This window comes from Providencia sp. PROV048, from assembly GCF_033688165.1.
GTDB lineage: Bacteria > Pseudomonadota > Gammaproteobacteria > Enterobacterales > Enterobacteriaceae > Providencia > Providencia hangzhouensis.
Genome location: NZ_CP096360.1, coordinates 1350521 through 1369991, shown reverse-complemented (window position 1 = coordinate 1369991; position 19471 = coordinate 1350521). Strand labels below are relative to the sequence as shown.

Here is a 19471-nt window from a genome sequence, read left to right as displayed (position 1 = left end):
CCATCCGTTACGGTCGCAGTTTATACATCTATTACGCTCAAAAAGCAAAACCAAAATGACTAAATTGCGATAAAACTTTACCTATTGCTGTTTTATGTCTCTATTCGTTTTTTGTATAAATACAGGTAGAAATTTTTACTGTATGAGACTAAAATAGCCGTCTAGATGTTAAAACATCCAATTATAAATTTGCGAATTCTTAAGGTATTAATCTCATGGCTACACATCTCTTTACTTCTGAGTCTGTATCAGAAGGGCATCCAGATAAAATTGCTGATCAAATCTCTGACGCAGTACTTGATGCTATTCTGGAACAAGACCCGAAAGCTCGCGTTGCCTGCGAAACCTACGTCAAAACAGGTATGGTAATGGTCGGGGGAGAAATCACCACCAGCGCTTGGGTTGATATTGAAGAAATCACGCGCAAAACTGTTCGCGAAATTGGCTATACCAGTTCCGAAATGGGCTTCGATGCCAATTCATGTGCCGTTTTAAGTGCGATCGGTAAACAGTCGCCCGATATCAACCAAGGTGTTGACCGTGTTGACCCATCAGAACAAGGCGCGGGTGACCAAGGCCTAATGTTTGGTTATGCAACCAACGAAACTGATGTATTAATGCCTGCTCCTATTACTTATGCACACCGCTTAGTGCAGCGCCAAGCAGATGTTCGTAAAAATGGCACGCTGCCATGGTTACGCCCAGACGCGAAAAGTCAGGTTACATTCCAATACGACAACAATAAAATTGTAGGTATTGATGCCGTTGTTTTATCTACTCAGCATTCTGAAGATATTCAACAAAAAGACCTGCATGAAGCCGTGATGGAAGAGATCATCAAGCCAGTTCTACCTGCAGAATGGTTATCAAAAGAGACAAAATATTTTATTAACCCAACGGGCCGTTTTGTTATCGGTGGGCCGATGGGTGACTGTGGATTAACTGGCCGTAAAATCATTGTAGATACCTACGGTGGTATGGCTCGTCATGGTGGTGGGGCATTCTCTGGTAAAGACCCATCAAAAGTTGACCGTTCAGCAGCCTATGCAGCACGTTACGTGGCAAAAAATATTGTCGCCGCGGGCCTCGCAGACCGTTGTGAAATTCAAGTTTCTTACGCTATCGGCGTGGCAGAACCGACATCGATTATGGTAGAAACCTTTGGAACAGGTAAAGTTGATGAGTCATTATTAATTCAATTAGTTCGTGAATTCTTTGACTTACGCCCTTACGGCTTAATCAAGATGCTTGATTTATTACACCCTATTTACCAACAAACTGCTTCATATGGCCACTTTGGTCGTTCACAGTTCCCATGGGAAAAAACTGACAAAGCTGAAGCATTGCGTGCCGCTGCAGGCTTGTAATCTCTTTAGTCAATAAGTCACATACAAAAACCCATCAAATGATGGGTTTTTTATTGCTCACAATGAACGATTAATTTTTTTGCGTAAACTGGAAGATAGCCATTCCCGCAACCATTGCTAATGTAAATATTATCCCTTGTGTCAATCCCATTCCTGTTAACAATAATGCAGGCCCTGGGCAGATCCCTGCTAACCCCCACCCCACACCAAATAATACACTTCCGGTGACTAGTTTTTTATCTATCGTTTGATTGGTAGGAATTTGCAATGGGCAATTAAGTACACTAACAGAACGTTTTTTAACCCCTAAGAAAGCAATACCACTGATTACCATTCCAACTGCCATCGTAATTAATAAAGAAGGATCCCACGTTCCCGTAATATCTAAAAATGCCAAAATTTTTGCTGGATTTCCCATCCCGGCAATGACCAATCCTAAACCAAACAGTATCCCTGAAATTAATGCGATAAGAATAGGCATTGCTTTATCTCCCTATCCCATAATGGTTGGCTAGTGCGACTGTCGCAAAAGCAACAATCATAAAGACTAATACTGCAACAATTGAACGACGGGATAACCTTGCCATGCCGCAGATCCCATGACCGCTAGTACAGCCACTTCCCAGTCGTGAACCAAAACCGACAAACAACCCAGCTAATACTAAAATAGGTGTGCTGGTCGCAATGTTAACTTCTGGTGTATACGCCAACCAAGTAAACAACGTTGGGGCGCTCATCAAACCAATAATAAATGCCAATTTCCATGCAGTATCCCCCTTAGTTGGTTTCAATAACCCGCCTAAAATACCGCTGATACCTGCAATACGACCGTTAAACACTAATAAAATTGCTGCGGCTAAGCCAATCAACACACCGCCAATCGCGGCAGAAAGTGGCGTAAAATTAGCCCAATCTATGGTCATTTCATTTCTCCTTCACGGGGCAATAAAGCTGATATAACGTATTGAGCAGCGTAAATAATTTCTCATCTGCAATCGCATAGTAAATACGCTTTCCTTCTCGGCGCGTCATCACTAAGCCTTCATTACGCAATACTGTTAATTGTTGAGAGAGTGTCGGTTGTAATATTCCTAACTGCTCTTCTAACTCACTAACGCAGGCTTCACCCTGTGTTAATTGGCATAATAAAATTAAGCGATCTGGATTCCCTAGTGTTTTCAATAATGAAGCCGTTTCTGATGCGGCCTGCTTCATCGCTAACAGTTGCTGTTCAGAGGTATTATTGGGCATATGTTATTTCTAATTAATATTATATAAAAATACAATATATGTTTTGATATAATATTTGTCAATTATTGCTTGTTTATGTCCATTACCTTCACGTATCCTTTACCCCATGAAAACAATCCGTGTTCCACTCTTTTTACAGCAACAAGTCATGCGCACATTGCGAGAAAAACTCGCACTTGCAGAATACAAACTCGAACAGTCATTTTCAGAGCCAACGGTTAATTACAAACAACGGGGGACAACTGCGGGTAGTGCTTACTTAAAAGAATGGGAAATTCGCCTTAACCCCAGTTTACTTATCGAAAATACAGAGCAATTTATTGATGAGGTTGTGCCTCATGAATTAGCGCATTTGTTGGTTTTTCATGTGTTTGGCCGCAAAGGTATCGCACCGCATGGCAAAGAATGGAAGTGGATGATGCAACACGTACTGGAAGTCACGGCGAAACGTACGCACAACTTTGCGGTTACAACAGTAAAAAGTAAAACATTTCTCTACCGTTGTGCCTGTGAAGCGTCCCATGAATTAACCATACGCCGCCACAACAAAGTACTACGTGGTGAAAACCAATATTTATGTCGAAAATGTGGAGAAGTATTGAAACAAGAAGGGATTTCTGTCGCTGCGGCAGAAAATTAGACTTTCTGCCGCATCAAGTTTGAGATGTGCGCTTAAGCAAACTCCGTCATCACTAATTTTGCGATTTCAAAGTAGATAATTAAGCCTGTACCATCAATGAAAGTTGCAATGAACGGGGCAGAAACAACTGCTGGGTCCACTTTCATTTTCTTCAATACCATTGGAATGATTGAAGAAACAATCGCACTCCACATTGTAATGGCAACGATGGTTAAGCTAACCACAATAGTCACTTCGTGGCCAACACCTAAAATCCATGCACGAATTAATGCCGCACCACCAATAGTCACCGCCACTAAAAATGAGGTAGAAACCTCTTTCTTCAGTACGGTACCCAGGTTACGTAAACTCACCTCGCCCAGTGCCATTGCACGGACTAATGTTGATGTAATTTGTGTTCCACTATTACCGCCTGTACCAATCAATAGCGGAATGAAAAACGCTAACGAAATTGCGGCTTCGAGCTGTTCTTCAAATGCTTTTAATACAGTTCCTGTATACGCTTCGGCCACAAATAGCATCAACAACCAAACGACACGTTTACGCCATAAAGTTACAGGGCTTGTCGTTAAGTAGGGCTCATCTAATGGGGTAGTAGCGCCTTGTAGCTGCGCATCGAGTGTATTCTCATCTTCAATCAGTTCGGCGATATCTTGCGGACGCAAAACACCCATTAATTTGCCAAATTGCACCACAGGTATCATATCTAAACCGCTATGATTAATCAGATCATAAACATCATGACGTGATTGTTCTGGGGCAACAGAAAAATAATTGTGTCGCATGATATCAGACACTAATAAATTTTCAGGTGAAGCTAATAATGATTTAACTGAAAGAATGCCATTTAAATAATTGTCATTGTCGACAACAAATAAATAGGTTGGGATTTGCTCGCCATCAAGGTGTTCAATAAGATTTTTTTTCACGCAAGCTATTGAGTCTGCGATAGATACTGGCAAATATGATTGACTCATATAAGCGCTGACTGTTGCATCATCAACTTTTGCTGGCTGTGTGTTATTGTCTTTGAGGCGTGCGCCTTTCATTGCGGATTGAGCAATAGCAACTGCTCCCGCTTTGTTCTGGGTAGTGAATGTCATTTTTTTAGTCCCTATTACTGTTGGTTACTCAAACAGTACTCACATAGGGGCGAAACCAGATGAGAGAATGCGAAAGCTATCTCTTCGTCTCGGTTTTAGCACTATACAACGTATCCTGACTTAGCAGGAAGTTACATGGGGATATACCTTCGGTCGATATATCCTGTCCTAATCTTGGGCGTCTCTCGACGTCGTCAGATCAGTAACCTATGTTTGTATAGGAGCCTCGCCTAACGAGATACTGCACTTTGGATGCGGCGCGAATTATACCCATTGGTGAATTAATTGCCACCCTATATCTACGTTTTTTTACGCATGGAAAACTTATTGTTTAGGTTCCGTTTAAGTTTATATTAAATATATCTTTATAAAGTAACAAAATGTAACTAATAATAAGAATGAATATTAGAATTGAAGTAAATATATTTATTTACTTATCAATAACCAACCCTTTGAGAAATCAAAGTATCATTTGTAATATTATTTAGTAAACCTTACCGATAATTAATCAAAACTTAATTCTCTATTTACCGTACAATACAAAAAAAACAATATAAAGGAGCAAGCCCAATTTAATATAATTAAAACACTTTATTAGAGTACAAGCAATCACTAATATCAGTCATTAGTTGATTTTTTATATTAAAAATAAGCCAGCAAACAAATAATGAAGTAAGAAAATACACTTAAGGCATTATTTAATTCGAAATTATCATTAAAAAGCATTCTTTTAAATTGTTAATATTTAATTGCAGATATCAATTTAGTATTAAATATTACAAGAATTATCTTAGAATATTTTTTATTTTATATAACAGTGAAAGTTTTATTATGGATAAAGTAATTGTTGGAATGTTAACGAAACTAACATTTCGCGTAAACGATGAAATCAAAATTGCTGCCATTTCTGCTTTAGGTGATTTCAAAGCAACGATTGAATATAATGATGCCATCATACGAATCATAGACTTATGTCAGGACCCAAACAAAGAGGTTGCTGTATCAGCGATTAATACATTAAGTAAATTATCTATTTATTTTTTAAATAGCTCACTACCGAAACATTAATTGCACTCTCATTTTGAGTATTGTAAATAATTACTATGATTTATTTTAAATAATACTGTCCCATTAATACTCTAATGAGACAGTTTGCACATGTTATATAATTTTACGCTATTTCAGTGTCACCCTGTAATTGGCAACTACAAGCTAAAACATAGCCCTCAGCTATTTCTGCTTCAGTTAATGTCATTGTGCTTGTTGTTGTGTATTTACCTGATAACACTTTTGTTTTACAGCTTCCACAAACCCCTGCTCGGCAAGCTGCAATAACGGGCTGTTTATTTTGCTCCAGTGCAGATAATAAAGAAGTACCTACAGGGACTTTAAAGTCGACCAATCGTTGACGGATTTTTAATGTAAGAATATCTTCACTATCAACAACCTCTGGTTCATTTGAAAAACGCTCCATAAAGAAATGTTCAGCAGGGACGCCTAAATTAGCAGCAAATTGCTGTGCATTTTTCATGTAAGGCACAGGCCCACACGTCATCACAATTCGTGAATTAATATCGGGTACTAACGCTTTCAATTTCTCTTCGGTTAAACGCCCTTGAGCAATATCGCCATTATCTGGTGTTTCCGCCATGACACACAATTGCAACCGTTCTGGATATAACCGGACGAGCTTTTGCCATTCCTCAGCAAAAATAACTTGCTTATCATCGCGAACATTGAATAGCACTTTTACATGGGAATTTGGGCGATTCACCATCAGCCAACGTGTCATTGACATAATCGGTGTCACCCCACACCCAGCAGCTAACATCAAATACTGCGAGTTTTGTAGACTAGCACAGGTGAATTCCCCTTGTGCTTCTGAAAGCCAAAGGTAGTCACCTTCTTTAACCGAACGTGTTAACCAATTTGACCCTTCACCATCGTCTAACCGCCTGACAGTAATGGAAATAAAACGACTTTGCCCCGGTGATGATGAAAGAGTATAAGCACGCATGACATCATCACTATTTTTAATGCTGACCAAAGCATATTGACCAGGTGAATATGTATAAAAATCATGATTGATAAGGTTGATTGTCCAGACATCTGATGTTTCTTGAATAATAGAATGAACTTGCATTCTATTTGGACATAAACTGCTTGGCATGGTCATCGCGCTACTCCTTTAAAGGGGGTCGCAACCCCCATCTTTCACATCGTTTTTAAGCTTTTTCTATCGGTTTATTGATCATGCAGGTAAAATTTCTGCCAGATCTTGCTCAACTGTCGTAATACTACGCATGCCAAACTTCTCATTTAGCACATTTAATAAGTTTTCAGTTAAGAAACCAGGTGCTGTTGGGCCGGTGTAAATATTTTTCACACCCAACGCTAATAATGTTAAAAGGATGACAATCGCTTTTTGCTCAAACCAAGACAGAATCAGACTCAATGGCAAGTCATTAATACCACAACCAAGTTTCTCTGATAGATTCACCGCAAGCATAATGGCAGAATATGCATCGTTACATTGGCCCACATCCAGTAAGCGTGGTAGCCCTTCTAATGTGCCAAAATCTAATTTATTAAAACGATACTTACCACATGCGAGTGTAAGGATTAAGCAATCTTCAGGTACACTACGGGCAAAATCCGTATAATAGCTACGTTCGCCACGGCTACCATCACAACCACCAACAAGGAATACGTGACGTAGTTTTTTCTGTGAAACTAAATCAATCACCGCGTCTGCCGCGCCTAACAGTGTTTGACGACCGAAACCAACCGTAATTTTGTGCTCGATTTCGGTATACGGGAAACCGGCAAGTGACTGAGCTTGAGCAATCATTGCAGAAAAATCATCACCCACTAAATGTTTTGCACCCGGCCAACCCACAATACTACGCGTCCAGATACGGTCTTTATAATCACCGACATCAGGGTCAATAATACAGTTAGAGGTCATCAAGATAGACCCAGGGAATTTTGCAAATTCCACTTGCTGATTTTGCCAACCGCTACCATAGTTACCGACTAAATGAGGGTATTTTTTCAGTTCTGGGTAACCATGTGCTGGCAGCATTTCGCCGTGGGTATAAACATTGATACCCGTACCTTCAGTTTGTTCTAACAACATTTTTAAGTCTTTCAGGTCATGACCTGAAATTAAAATACATTTCCCTGCGACTGGACGAACGTTGACTTCCGTTGGCGTTGGGTGACCAAATTCGCTCGTTTCACCTACATCCAAAATTTCCATGATCTTGAAATTCATTAGACCAATTGCCATGGCATTATCAAGCAGTTCATTCATATCCGATGGCAATGTTCCAAGCCAAGCCATAATTTCATGATATTGGCCATAAACCTCATTATCATACTGACCTAAAACATGGGCGTGTTCCATATAGGCTGCCGCCCCTTTTAAGCCATATAGGCATAACATACGTAAACCGTGAATGTCTTCGCCGACTTCAGCTTTATCAATATCTAATGAAAATTGAGCCGCTTGTGCCTGTAAGGTTGGAATGTCAGTACCATTTAATTGCAAATTAATTAATGGATGATTGAAAGCCACTACACTATTCACGGATTGGCAATGTTTTATTAATTTATCACGTAAATAAATAGCTTCACGGGCGTAACCGATAATACGCTCTGAATCAAAATTGACGTTGGTTAAAGTAGAGAAAAATGCGCGCGGAGCAAAACTATCAATATCATGGTCAATAATACCCAGTGAGCGGGCAGTGACTGCACTTGCAGATAAGCTTTGCAATACAGCAACTAATAAATCTTGTAGGTCAGAAGTTTCTGCTGTTTTACCGCACATACCCTGCGCGTATGCACAGCCATTACCAGCTGGAGTTCTAATTGTTTGTTCACATTGCACACAGTACATGTTGTTCGCCTCTTAAAGTTGCATTTCAAATACAACATTAAGACTACGCTCTTTATTAGAATAAAAAAGTGGAATTATTCATTATCTAATGGTTTATTGATCTATATTAATATTCATTGCAAATGAGAACTATTCACAGTAATGAAAGTGTGCTATTCGTGCTGTTGGTTTTGTTTTCACTTTTCTTGCTTAAATGCACTATTTTGCATTTTATTTATATCCTGATAACGCTCTTACGATAACTCTTGTTATACTTACCTATAAGTGTTTGTTATTCCATCGTATAAAGAGAATCCAATAAAGATGAGCCAGGTAAATTCAGCTAGTAAATCTATGATAAAAACCCGATTGCGGATTTTTAAACGGCTAAAAGAATCAGATAAAACACCTGTAAAAATCTTACTACTTGCGGCACTCATTGGTGCGGCGGTCGGTCTTATCGGTTCACTATTTGAATTAGGAACAACTTGGATTAGCAACTATCGCGTGCAATCGGTGAGTGAATGGGTTGCCCCAAAATGGCTGATGGTTGTTGGGATGTTTTTTATCTCGGCACTTCTTGCCATGTTAGGCTATTACCTTGTTAAACGGTTCTCTCCTGAATCTGGTGGGTCTGGGATCCCAGAAATTGAAGGTGCATTACAGGATTTACGCCCCGTAAGATGGTGGAGAGTCATCCCAGTTAAGTTTATTGGTGGATTAGGAACATTGGGCTCAGGTATGGTATTAGGCCGTGAAGGACCAACCGTGCAACTTGGTGCGAACCTTAGCCAAATGTTTTATGATTTATTTCGTTTAAAAGATAATGAGTCACGCCACACCTTGCTTGCCTCTGGTGCGGCGGCAGGTTTATCTACAGCATTTAATGCCCCTTTAGCTGGCATCTTGTTTATTATTGAAGAAATGCGTCCGCAATTTAAATACAGTTTAATTTCAATTAAAGCGGTATTTATCGGTGTTGTTACCTCTACCATTGTCTATCGGCTAATCAATGGAGAAGCTATTGTATTAAATATCGGCCAATTTTCTTCTGCACCTATGAATACTTTATGGCTTTATTTAATTTTAGGATTAATGTTTGGTGTTATCGGTATCTGTTTTAATGGTTTTTTATTGTACCTACAAAGTAAATTTTTAGCATTTTACCAAAATAAAATTTCTCGCTTTGTATTGATGGGCGGGTTAATTGGTGGGGCTTGTGGTGCAATTGGCGTTTACCTGCCTGAAATTGTAGGTGGTGGATATTCCGTGATCCACCAGATGGTAGCAGGCCAATTTACCATCACTTTGTTATTCATATTCTTTGCTTTGCGGTTTTTAACTTCGACGATTAGCTTTAGCTCTGGGGCTCCAGGTGGTATTTTCTCTCCTTTACTCGCCCTTGGGACATTATTTGGTGGTGTTTTCGGCTACGCCGCCCTCGAAATATTCCCTAATTACCAAATTGAAGTGGGGACTTTCGCTATTGCAGGCATGGGAGCTTTATTTGCCGCAACCGTCAGAGCCCCATTAACTGGGATAGTCTTAGTTTTAGAAATGACAAATAACTACCAGTTAATCTTACCGATGATTATTACCTGCATTGGCGCCACAATGATGGCCCAATTTTTAGGTGGCAAACCGCTATATTCTGTATTGCTGGAAAAAACTTTAGCCCGTAGCGAAAAAGAAACCGCTCCGCCTGTCACTGACAAACCTTAAATAGTAGAAGCAAAAAGAGTTGCCGACAGCGGCAACTCAGACTGCTGACAAACATATTATGTTTGGCGGCAAGTCGAATAGTTTTTGAAAATAAACTAGGAAAATCAATTTATTGATTTTCGGCTGATAACACAAAGCAGGAAAAACCACGCTTTTATCCCGCTTTGTCAACAACCTCAGTTGCCGACAGCGGCAACTCTTTTATTAAGATAACCTATGCTAATTTCTTACTTACTTCTTCCTTGCAATGAGTGTTGCAAAATTTAATTTAATACGATTACCTTGTGAATCAGTACGGTGTAAATGACCAGGGTTTTCGTTATATTTTAAAATATCCCAATCTTTATAATACCCTTCTAGCTCCCCTGGTTTTAAGAAGCATTTAAATGGCACTAAATCCAGCGGTGCATCTGGCGTTTCAACGGCACACACAATAACGTTAACTCCCCCTGGCAGGGTATGTTCTTGCATATTAGTAATAACATTGGCGATTTTTTCTCGCTGCAAGAACATTAGCACGACAGTGGAAATAATAAGTTCGTAGTTCTCTTGTATTTGGTGACTATTAATATCATAAACAGCCGTATGAATATTCTCTACCCCAGCTTGTTTTTTAACGAAGTCAATTGCTTGGATATGCTGAGGGTTGATATCTACCGAGGTCACGTCATACCCCCGCAAGGCAAGATAAAAACTATTACGCCCTCTTCCCGAACCTAAATCTAATGTTTTACATGGCTTACTCAGGTGATTCTCACACAAATAGCGCACTTCTGAATGTGGAGTCGTTAACCCATGCTCTTTATAAAATTTCAGTTCTGGTTTGCATAAAAATGCCAGTTGGCATTCCATGTCATCACTACAAGCAGAAATACGATGCCAAACTTGAGGTTCAATAATAGGCGGCTGGTTATGAATATCAAAGGTAAAGTGTTGCTCGCTGCCGTCTTCATTAAAAATGATAAAATCTAAAGAGCCTTTTAGCACTTTCAACTGTGCGTATGTATCCTCTTTTGTATTATGGCGCTCTTGGAACATTAACGGCAAAGAAGCTTTATTCCAAACTGGCATAGTTTTGTAACACACGAGATCATTCATATCATCACCAATAAGTTGCATTTTAAATACATCTTATACCGTTCGTTTGCTATCTGCAAAACATTCATAAATTAATTATCGCGGGCTTGATTCATATCAACCCCCTATAGACTAAGAGGGCTGAAATGCTTCATGGGCTCAGTTAATAACCTAACTGTTCCGCACTTAACCCTAAGAATTCAAAAGGTTTTGTAACTACATAACTGTTGGTCGCATCCCCTGAATAGATATGGCTCTGCTCTTCACCGAGGTCCAGCTTTTTCACTTTTCCAGTTTCCGCTGAAAAGTCAATTTTTGCCAAATCAGTCCAAAAAATATTTGGAGTTAATGCTGACTCGAAAAAGTAGAGCTGGCGTTTATGGTCAACTAATGTCCGCCAACGTGTTGACGATATTTCAGGCGAATTTTCAGACGTCAATCCGTAAGGGACAGACACATTACGTACGACACTGAAAACACTGGCGACCGCTTTATTAGGCGTTGTTTTCTGAGGAATTGCATTAATATAAAACTGCGCGCGAGCAAATCTATCAGCGGAGCGGTTAGTCCCCGGTAACATTACAGTGCCGCCAATTCCTTGCCAATATTCCTGCATTGCTAATTGCTTCTCATAAGTCGGCGAGTTAGTCATAACTTGATACTTGCGACTGTGATGAATTACCTGCTTACCATCGATATATTCAATAATCGCGCTATCACCACTCGCATCTGATAATGATAAATGTAAAGTCGCTAACCTATCTTGTCCTGGCACATTATCTGTTGCGACTACGAGTGGATTCTTTTCTAGCTCAGCAACGGCTTCTTCCACTGTCGCATAGTTATCTAGAACATATTGCGCCCATAAAGATATCGACAACGCAGGTTGCTTATTATCTATTTGAGGATATTTTGATTCCGCGAGCCACAGTAAATTGGCAACCAGACCTTCCTCGTTCACTCCGTCCGTTGTTGAAATATCATAACCCGAGGCTATCACGCTGCCGTATTTTGATTTCCATTTTAAAGAGTTAGGCCCTGCAATGCCATCACGCTCCATCCCTCGAGGAAAGATCCATAGATTGGTACCAATATCGTATTTCCAATCCATTGTTCTTCCGGTCATTATTTGTTCATTTTCACCTAAATAAACAACTCGAGTACAAGCTTGGCTAACTGTAATCGGCATTGATATCGCAGCAGTTGCGGCAAGTGCTACGATACTTTTCTTAATAAATTGCATGCCATCTCCAAAATAGTTAAAAATAAATTTACATAATAAGCATACTACATAAATACGAACTATTTATGCTCAAAGAATAATGTATTAAAAAAAGTGCGATTAACACAATGAAATATAATAAATAATGACACAAAATGGCACCCATATTAACCAGTGCCATTTTGCTGGAAAGAATTAATTATTTACTGATGAAAATAAAGAACGTAGTAATGCAGCTTTTTTCTGATTATCAGGCATAGATAATATTTCATTATAGAAACTAATAGAAATACGGCACGCTAATGCAGGTGATTTCTTCCCTGCTTCTAAATTTCCAAGGATTGCGGTATCTTCACCATACTTTGCAGAAAGCCCACTAGCAAGCTGTGTTAATTCCTCAGAATACTCTTTTGGGGACATCAACGCCTGTTTTACACCCGCTTCACTTGAAATTAAGAGCTCATTGGTCGCTTGGATTTGTTTCAACAAAACAGCTTGGCTTTTTTGTGGTGGAATAATTTCCGCTGTTTCTCTTAAGTGCGGAAACAATGAATAAAAACACGTTTTTCCTGTTGGGTCTTCTTCTAATAAGATTTTCAGGTAATCATTCACTCTGCTAGTAAAATTAATTACGGAATCATCAGAAGCATATTCCATACGTTCTAGCACCAGCTTCATGACATTGCCAACAACCTGATCAAACAGTTGACGACGTAAATCTTCATTAGCTGGGTCGTATTGCGTGATTAGATGCTCAAAACTTTGATAGGTTTCAGGGCTTATTTTCTTCACCGTCGCGATAATCGGCAGTTCTTTTTCAACTTGGGCAAGTGCCTCTGAATGAATTGCACTATTATTTTCTGTAGATAACACATTATTATCTTTACTTAACCAATAAAAACCGAATGCGAATGCAATAAAAATAATGCTAACAATTAATGCGGTTTTACGTGAGTTATTTGTATTCAAAGTTACCCTGCCTTTTCTTGGTAAAACGGTTCCCACAAACACTTTCAAGCTACTTATATACTGTAGAACCCATCGCATATAATGTCATGGCATCTAAAAACAATAGTCATCACGGACCTAGACTATTAATACCACGAATTGACCTATAAAAAGTGATAATGTTTATTTTAGCTTGTATCAAAGTCGTCAAGCTATAGGAATAAGGGAAAATGCGAGGCTAAGACGGGAGAATTTGCCATAAATAAACAATTTAGAAAACGCTGGATATAAAAAAACCTTCAAGACTTGAAAGCTTGAAGGTTTATTATGATAAAAATCTTATTTAACTTGAACACCTTCAACTGAAATCAACAGTTGTGCTTCTTGAGATTTAGGACCCAAATCAGATTTGATGTTAAATTCTTTCAGCTTAATATTACCTTCAGCTTCAAAACCTGCACGGTATCCACCCCAAGGATCTTTACCTTCGCCCATTAATTTAGCATCTAATGTAATCGGCTTAGTAACACCATTTAAAGTGAAATCACCTGTGATTTTGTATGTTTCACCGTCTTTCTTCACTTCTGTTGAAACGAATTTTGCTTCAGGGAATTTTGCTGCATTTAAGAAATCACCACTGCGTAAATGTTTATCACGCTCTGCGTGGTTAGTGTCAATGCTGCCTGTCTTAATAGTTACTTCGACTTTATCTTTTGATGGGTCTTTTGCATCATAAGTGAAAGACCCATCAAAGTCTTTAAAACTACCATATACCCAGCTATAACCTAAATGCTGAATACGAAATTCAATAAACGCGTGTTGGCCTTGCTTATCAAATTGGTAAGTTTCTGCTAATGCTGAACCTGCCGTTAAAAAAAGTGCGCCAGTAGCCAGACCAAGAACCGTTTTCTTCAACATAATTATCTCCACGTTACTTATCGGGGTTAAAACCCAACATTCTTTTTAATGTAATATCACGATCAAAAAAGTGATGTTTAAAAGCTGCAAAAGCATGCAACACTGATAATAGAACCACTGCCCAAGCTAAATATAAATGAACTTCACCTGCTGTATCTGCTTGTGTTGCAGCACCAGTAAATAGTGCAGGAACCTCAAACCAATCAAATACACTGATAGGCTGTCCATCAGCGGTTGAGATTAAATAACCACTGATTAAAATACTGAACAAAATAATATAAATCAGAATTTGAACAATAATAGAGCTAGCTTTCGTTAATTTACTGTAGCTTGCTAATGGCTTCGGTGGCGGTGAAATAAATCGCCAAATCACACGAAATGCCATAACAATAAATAATAATATTCCTATACTTTTATGTATCTCAGGAGCTTGATGATACCAACTATCATAATAGCCTAGTGTCACCATCCATAAACCTAAAGCGAACATTCCATATACGACAATTGCGACTAGCCAATGTATGAGCAAAGAGATATGCCCATAACGACTTGCATTATTTTTCCATTGCATGATAAAAACCATTTAGAGAAGAAGGTAATATTTTATTAACTAAGCCGTAATAATCATAAGGTGAAATTAATTTTATTCCTATCCCAAAGTTAAACAAATATTTTGTTGAAGACATTCAAATACGATCAACATAATGAAAAATAGATTACTATTTGATTTTGTCTAGTGTTAATTAGAAAAGTTGAATAAAGATTTTTCCAGTTTTGTAAATGGCCGTAACTAAATACTTAGTTCATTTATTTATTAATTTCAATTAAATCTAGCTTATTCCTAATAGATATAAGCTGTTATTCATAAAATAACATTTGTAGGTCTGCCTTTTTCCCCATACATTGGTATTCTTTCTTTTAACATTGCAAACTGACTGATAGGTTAAATACTATGTATAAACTTTGGATAGCAAATAAAAACTACTCTTCATGGTCACTACGTCCTTGGATTTTACTAAAGGTATTACAGATCCCGTTTGAAGAAAATTTGTGTTTATTTGAAAACGGTAAAAGTAGCCATGAAAAATTCAGTCGTTTTTCACCTACAGGCTTAGTCCCTTGTTTAATCGATGAAAACCAAACAATATGGGATTCATTAGCCATCTGTGAATATGTTGCAGAAGACTACCCTCAAGTCTGGCCAAAAGAGCGAAAAGCCAGAGCATGGGCTCGTAGTGCAAGCGCAGAAATGCACTCGGGTTTTAGTGCATTACGCCAGCAATGTCCAATGGATGGTACTCATAATTCACCACTTAACAATATTTCAATTGAATTACAAACCGACTTAAATCGATTGCAGAAATTATGGCAGGATGGGTTAAACCAATTTGGTGGCCCTTGGCTTGCAGGTAGTGAATTTACGGCTGTAGATGCTTTTTTTGCACCAGTTGCCTTCCGAATTCGCAGTTATCACTTACCTGTAAACCCAGCTGCCAAACAATGGGTTGACCGAATTTTAGTTTTACCCGCAATGAAAGAATGGCATGAAGCAGGTTTACAAGAACCCTATATTGAACACTAAAAATAGGCTAATCGGGAGGCATTATATGCCTCCAGCTTTATTTGATTAGTAAAAAATCACCTGCTCGAACATCAAAATTAATATTTAACCAATTTGTCGGTCATTCAAGCTACATTAGGTTATTTAACAGACAAACAGCGGGCTATAATTTTTCATTCCACGGGTCTGCGGTCATAATATCGCCAAGTGGTGTGTGTAATGTAACCTTTTCATTTTTAAACCACTCAGCTAATGAAAACCCACCTTTAGGGGTTTCGATATGAATATCAATTGGGCAATAAGGAGTGTTCGCCTTAATTGCAAACTCAGCAAAATCTTCTTTTTCTTGACGATGTGGACAGCGAATGACCACATCAAGGTCGCAGTCTGACAACATACTTTGGATATCTGTCGCTAAAGTGTAAGCACAACTCCCTGTTACTCCCCATTGCCAAGGCCATTTAGTCTGTGAAATGATCCATAAAACCTGCACCGGTGGTAAAGCGATAAACATTGAACGTTGTAGTTCCACCGAATTCGCCACCAAGGATTCCACATTCATAATGTGCGTAATTGCAGATTTTTCAATTTGTGTTGTAACGCGTTGGTGTGGCTTAATTCCTCTAATTGCAACAGTCAGTTTATTCTCATCCGCTTTATTTCGGTATACCGTCAACGGTAACTTACTGTTCCACTGTGAGCCGGCCCATTCAGGAAGCGATTCTATCGCGACATCATTATTGCTGCCGACCCAAACAAAATCATGAGGATTGATTATTTGCATTTTATTACCTTTATGATTGCTACAACTGCTCTCCCCTATTATGCCTTTTTTGTCACATAAAAACAGAATATCGCAACCAACAATTCAACACATGCCATTTAATGGTAACTTGTCATAAATACTGAGATCTCACCTTGAAATTTTATACCGTATATTATTTAATTACGTTATTAATTAATAGGTTAAGCCTCTATTTGTGAGCATCGGATTATGAGAACGTTTCCTGCTATCCACGATGGAATTATTTTTACCAGTTGTATGTTTTTTAGCGCCGCAACCGCTTTTGTGATCTTAGATGCACAAGCTGCGATGTGGGCAACATTCTCAACGCTGTATTCCTTTAATTTATTCAATGCAGCAAAAGAATATAAGAATTATGCCTATACCGCTTGTTGTTTATTAATGATTTTAGTCGCTATTTTTATCGGTGATACGTTACGCCTTGGTACCGCATATTATATTTATCTCGCCATTTTTTCGTTCATTTACTACCAATTGTATGGCACAGATCCTGCTATGGATTTAACCATGAAATTTATGATTATCATGTCGACAATTGGTACCATCTTACCTGATATATCCAAAAGCTTAGCGTTAGGGTTTATTATTGGTAGTGGAGTAACGTTAATTACGTATTATGTCCTTAGCCATAAAATGACACGCCATAGTGTAATAACGAGCGCTTTAGTTGAACAAAATTTGTTTACGTTGAGAAAAAATATTATCCCACGCTCAATGATTTATGCTTTGGGGCTATTACTCGCGCTCGCTATTCCTCGCAGTATAGATCTAGGGCACTTTTATTGGACATTACTGACCTTCGTTTTTGTATTGCATCCAAAATCACAAAGTATCGTTAAAATTACTTTGCAGAGGGTCTTAGGCAGTCTTATTTCTGTCTTATTATTGTATTTTTTATTCAATTTACCCTTTATGCCGTATATCGGTTTAATTGCAGTCGTGGTGTTCGCCTTTTTAATGCCGATGAGCTTTCATTACGGATATACGTTTATGACGTTTGTCGTGACAAGCTTAATTTTGTCCATTCTTGAGCTCGTTATATATTGGCGTCACCCAACCTATGAATTATTGTTTGACCGCGTTCTTGAAACCGCCTTAGGAGGAACCATCGCCATTATGACGAGTATTATTTTAAAGTTATTTAGAGAAACGAAATAAAATTAAGCATATTCCCCAATAAGAACGTTTGTTCTATACTCAAAAAGAACACATTGGGAAAACAAGTCTTAGTCCTAAAGCCTAGCCCTATCAGTATCATTATTCTTGAGTGAGGCACTCAAGCAAAGAGGAACTGAAGATGAAAATATCGATTATTGGCGCAACGGGTTTTGTCGGCAGAGCATTAGTCGCTGAAGCGTTGCTTCGGCACCACCAAGTGACGGCTATTTCTCGTCATAGTAATCAATTATTTCAGCACGCTCTTTTAATCACCGCCGCAGGTGATATTACAGATATCCCATGGTTAACCTCTCGGCTTAAAGGACAGGATGTCATCATCAGCGCGTTTAATGGTGGCTGGCAAAATCCGAATTTGTATCAAGATACCGTGGCAGGAAACCAGGCCATTTTACAAGCAGTACAAAAATCGATGGTAAAACGATTTATTGTGGTCGGTGGTGCAGGAAGCCTAAAAATTGCTTCAGGTATTGATTTAATTGATTCCCCCGATTTTCCTGCCGAAATAAAATCAGGCGCTCAAGCAATGAGGGAATTTAAGAACCAATTACAATCCATTGATTCATTGGATTGGACCTACATTTCCCCAGCCGCAATACTCGAGGAAGGAGAAAGAACAGAAACCTTCCGTCTTGGAGGCGAACAATTGCTGATGAATGGCAACGTTCCTGCGAAAATATCAGTTGAAGATTTTGCGGTAGCTATACTTGATGAGGTAAATAATAGGCAGTTCATTCGCCAACAATTTACTGCAGCATATTAAGTTTAATCGAAAAAAAGCCGGTAAATATTTACCGGCAAAGATAGATAACAGAACTTAATTCACATATTTCTGCTTTAACTTACTTTTCACTATGTTTCGCTGCATAGATTTCACTATTCACCCAGTTATGGTCTTTTTCCCATGTAAATAACCACTTACGGGTTGGCCCTGCCATCACATTAAGGTAATAGTTATCATAACCAGCCACTGTCGCCATTGGGTGATACCCTTTTGGTACCATAACGACATCTTTGTTATACACCGCCATACATTCATCTAGCTCGCGATCATCCGTGTAAACGCGCTGCATACAGAAACCTTGGGAAGGATTTAAACGATGATAATAGGTTTCTTCTAGATAAGTTTCATTGGGTTCATTATCGGTATCATGTTTATGGCTTGGATAAGAGCTAGTGCATCCTTCATCTGTAAAGACCTCCACGACTAATAAGCTATCAGCGGCTTTATCATCCGGCAAAATATTATGCACATAGCGTTTGTTATAACCATGGCCACGTTGTTCCGCACCAATATCATCAGGGCCAATTAAACGAGTTGGGTAAGTTCCTTTTCCTTTTGCCCTGCAAACTGCCAATTCAAGGTCGGTATCCGCCATGACCTCAGCAAACTCTTGCGCTGTAACATACACCGCATACGGCTTTTTACGCTCGAAAGGATCCATACGGTCACCAACATTTTCAAACGCTTGATTCGGTGTTTTAATTGTCGCTTTACCTGCCACCAGCACTAAGCACATTTCATTTTCAGAGGCAGGCAAGGAGATAGACTCGCCTTGTTTTAATTCATAAACATCAAAGTGAACATATCTCCAGTTAGCGATTTTCGGAGTGATATGCTGAGTTCGCTTATGTGCATCTGGAGCATGGTATTTCGACAATAATTTTGACATAACTTTCCTCTGACACTTTTTAGGTTCTAGATATGTAATTCTTTTCAGTTACTAACCGTTTCACCAATTAAACAGTTCAGTTTGTGGCTAGAGTCAGCAAACAAAGCTAACAACGCCACAGACTG

The 19471-nt window shown here is 38.8% G+C and carries 20 protein-coding genes and 1 riboswitch; of the genes, 7 read left to right on the top strand and 13 right to left on the bottom strand.

Annotated features, from left to right (window positions below):
• Positions 1-215: 215 nt before the first annotated feature.
• On the top strand, positions 216-1367 hold the full coding sequence (metK, locus tag M1F26_RS05845) for a methionine adenosyltransferase (RefSeq protein WP_047755768.1): 1152 nt from the start codon (positions 216-218) through the stop codon (positions 1365-1367).
• A 70-nt stretch (positions 1368-1437) separates the two neighbouring features.
• Here the strand turns inward: metK and M1F26_RS05840 are convergent, their stop codons facing one another.
• The 3 genes from M1F26_RS05840 to M1F26_RS05830 are packed head-to-tail and all read right to left on the bottom strand — an operon-like array spanning position 1438 to position 2618.
• Positions 1438-1848: a DUF6691 family protein gene (locus M1F26_RS05840; protein ID WP_004262080.1), complete on the bottom strand. Its 411-nt coding sequence runs from the start codon at positions 1846-1848 to the stop codon at positions 1438-1440.
• Positions 1849-1852: 4 nt separating this feature from the next.
• Positions 1853-2290, bottom strand: a complete 438-nt coding sequence (locus tag M1F26_RS05835) for a YeeE/YedE family protein (protein ID WP_004262082.1) — start codon at positions 2288-2290, stop codon at positions 1853-1855.
• Position 2291: 1 nt separating this feature from the next.
• Positions 2292-2618, bottom strand: coding sequence for an ArsR/SmtB family transcription factor (locus M1F26_RS05830; protein ID WP_004262083.1), 327 nt, complete (start codon positions 2616-2618; stop codon positions 2292-2294).
• 106 nt (positions 2619-2724) lie between these two features.
• Between M1F26_RS05830 and M1F26_RS05825 the strand changes: the two genes are divergently transcribed.
• Positions 2725-3258, top strand: coding sequence for a SprT family zinc-dependent metalloprotease (locus tag M1F26_RS05825; protein ID WP_140171061.1), 534 nt, complete (start codon positions 2725-2727; stop codon positions 3256-3258).
• A 32-nt stretch (positions 3259-3290) separates the two neighbouring features.
• On the opposite strand, the gene M1F26_RS05820 is transcribed toward M1F26_RS05825, so the two are convergent.
• Positions 3291-4361 carry a magnesium transporter gene (locus M1F26_RS05820; protein ID WP_140171063.1) on the bottom strand — a complete coding sequence of 357 codons (1071 nt, stop codon included), beginning with the start codon at positions 4359-4361 and terminating at the stop codon, positions 3291-3293.
• 73 nt (positions 4362-4434) lie between these two features.
• A riboswitch (M-box (ykoK) riboswitch) is annotated at positions 4435-4606 on the bottom strand.
• A gap of 586 nt (positions 4607-5192) precedes the next feature.
• On the opposite strand from M1F26_RS05820, the gene M1F26_RS05815 reads away from it, so the two are divergent.
• Positions 5193-5429: a HEAT repeat domain-containing protein gene (locus M1F26_RS05815; RefSeq protein WP_047756882.1), complete on the top strand. Its 237-nt coding sequence runs from the start codon at positions 5193-5195 to the stop codon at positions 5427-5429.
• Positions 5430-5532: 103 nt separating this feature from the next.
• Here the strand turns inward: M1F26_RS05815 and hcr are convergent, their stop codons facing one another.
• Together hcr and hcp are read right to left on the bottom strand one after the other, a co-directional pair.
• Positions 5533-6537 carry an NADH oxidoreductase gene (gene hcr / locus M1F26_RS05810; RefSeq protein WP_140171065.1) on the bottom strand — a complete coding sequence of 335 codons (1005 nt, stop codon included), beginning with the start codon at positions 6535-6537 and terminating at the stop codon, positions 5533-5535.
• 75 nt (positions 6538-6612) lie between these two features.
• Positions 6613-8265: a hydroxylamine reductase gene (hcp, locus tag M1F26_RS05805; protein WP_140171067.1), complete on the bottom strand. Its 1653-nt coding sequence runs from the start codon at positions 8263-8265 to the stop codon at positions 6613-6615.
• 303 nt (positions 8266-8568) lie between these two features.
• Here hcp and clcA point away from each other — a divergent pair, with 303 nt between their 5' ends.
• A complete protein-coding gene (gene clcA / locus M1F26_RS05800) occupies positions 8569-9966 on the top strand; it encodes a H(+)/Cl(-) exchange transporter ClcA (RefSeq protein ID WP_094961349.1) in 1398 nt (465 codons plus the stop codon).
• Positions 9967-10197: 231 nt separating this feature from the next.
• Here clcA and tehB read toward each other — a convergent pair whose 3' ends face one another.
• The 5 genes from tehB to M1F26_RS05775 form a co-directional block, all read right to left on the bottom strand.
• Positions 10198-11085 carry an SAM-dependent methyltransferase TehB gene (gene tehB / locus M1F26_RS05795; RefSeq protein ID WP_140171069.1) on the bottom strand — a complete coding sequence of 296 codons (888 nt, stop codon included), beginning with the start codon at positions 11083-11085 and terminating at the stop codon, positions 10198-10200.
• A 121-nt stretch (positions 11086-11206) separates the two neighbouring features.
• Positions 11207-12286: a linear amide C-N hydrolase gene (locus tag M1F26_RS05790; RefSeq protein WP_004262105.1), complete on the bottom strand. Its 1080-nt coding sequence runs from the start codon at positions 12284-12286 to the stop codon at positions 11207-11209.
• Positions 12287-12460: 174 nt separating this feature from the next.
• Positions 12461-13234 carry a hypothetical protein gene (locus M1F26_RS05785; RefSeq protein ID WP_036958473.1) on the bottom strand — a complete coding sequence of 258 codons (774 nt, stop codon included), beginning with the start codon at positions 13232-13234 and terminating at the stop codon, positions 12461-12463.
• A 318-nt stretch (positions 13235-13552) separates the two neighbouring features.
• Positions 13553-14131, bottom strand: a complete 579-nt coding sequence (locus M1F26_RS05780; RefSeq protein ID WP_004262112.1) for a YceI family protein — start codon at positions 14129-14131, stop codon at positions 13553-13555.
• 13 nt (positions 14132-14144) lie between these two features.
• Positions 14145-14702 (bottom strand): cytochrome b, encoded by a 558-nt coding sequence (locus tag M1F26_RS05775; protein WP_094961347.1) that lies wholly within the window; start codon positions 14700-14702, stop codon positions 14145-14147.
• A gap of 381 nt (positions 14703-15083) precedes the next feature.
• On the opposite strand from M1F26_RS05775, the gene M1F26_RS05770 reads away from it, so the two are divergent.
• The gene (locus M1F26_RS05770) at positions 15084-15713 is read left to right on the top strand and encodes a glutathione S-transferase family protein (RefSeq protein ID WP_140171071.1); all 630 of its coding nucleotides are present in this window, start codon (positions 15084-15086) and stop codon (positions 15711-15713) included.
• Positions 15714-15855: 142 nt separating this feature from the next.
• Here the strand turns inward: M1F26_RS05770 and M1F26_RS05765 are convergent, their stop codons facing one another.
• Positions 15856-16476, bottom strand: a complete 621-nt coding sequence (locus M1F26_RS05765; protein WP_140171073.1) for a malonate decarboxylase holo-ACP synthase — start codon at positions 16474-16476, stop codon at positions 15856-15858.
• 210 nt (positions 16477-16686) lie between these two features.
• Between M1F26_RS05765 and M1F26_RS05760 the strand changes: the two genes are divergently transcribed.
• Positions 16687-17655, top strand: coding sequence for an FUSC family protein (locus M1F26_RS05760; RefSeq protein WP_110592172.1), 969 nt, complete (start codon positions 16687-16689; stop codon positions 17653-17655).
• A 139-nt stretch (positions 17656-17794) separates the two neighbouring features.
• Complete coding sequence (locus tag M1F26_RS05755) at positions 17795-18436, top strand: NAD(P)-dependent oxidoreductase (protein WP_140171075.1); 642 nt, start codon at positions 17795-17797, stop codon at positions 18434-18436.
• Positions 18437-18515: 79 nt separating this feature from the next.
• Here the strand turns inward: M1F26_RS05755 and iolB are convergent, their stop codons facing one another.
• Positions 18516-19346, bottom strand: coding sequence for a 5-deoxy-glucuronate isomerase (gene iolB, locus M1F26_RS05750; protein WP_140171077.1), 831 nt, complete (start codon positions 19344-19346; stop codon positions 18516-18518).
• Positions 19347-19471 lie beyond the last annotated feature (125 nt).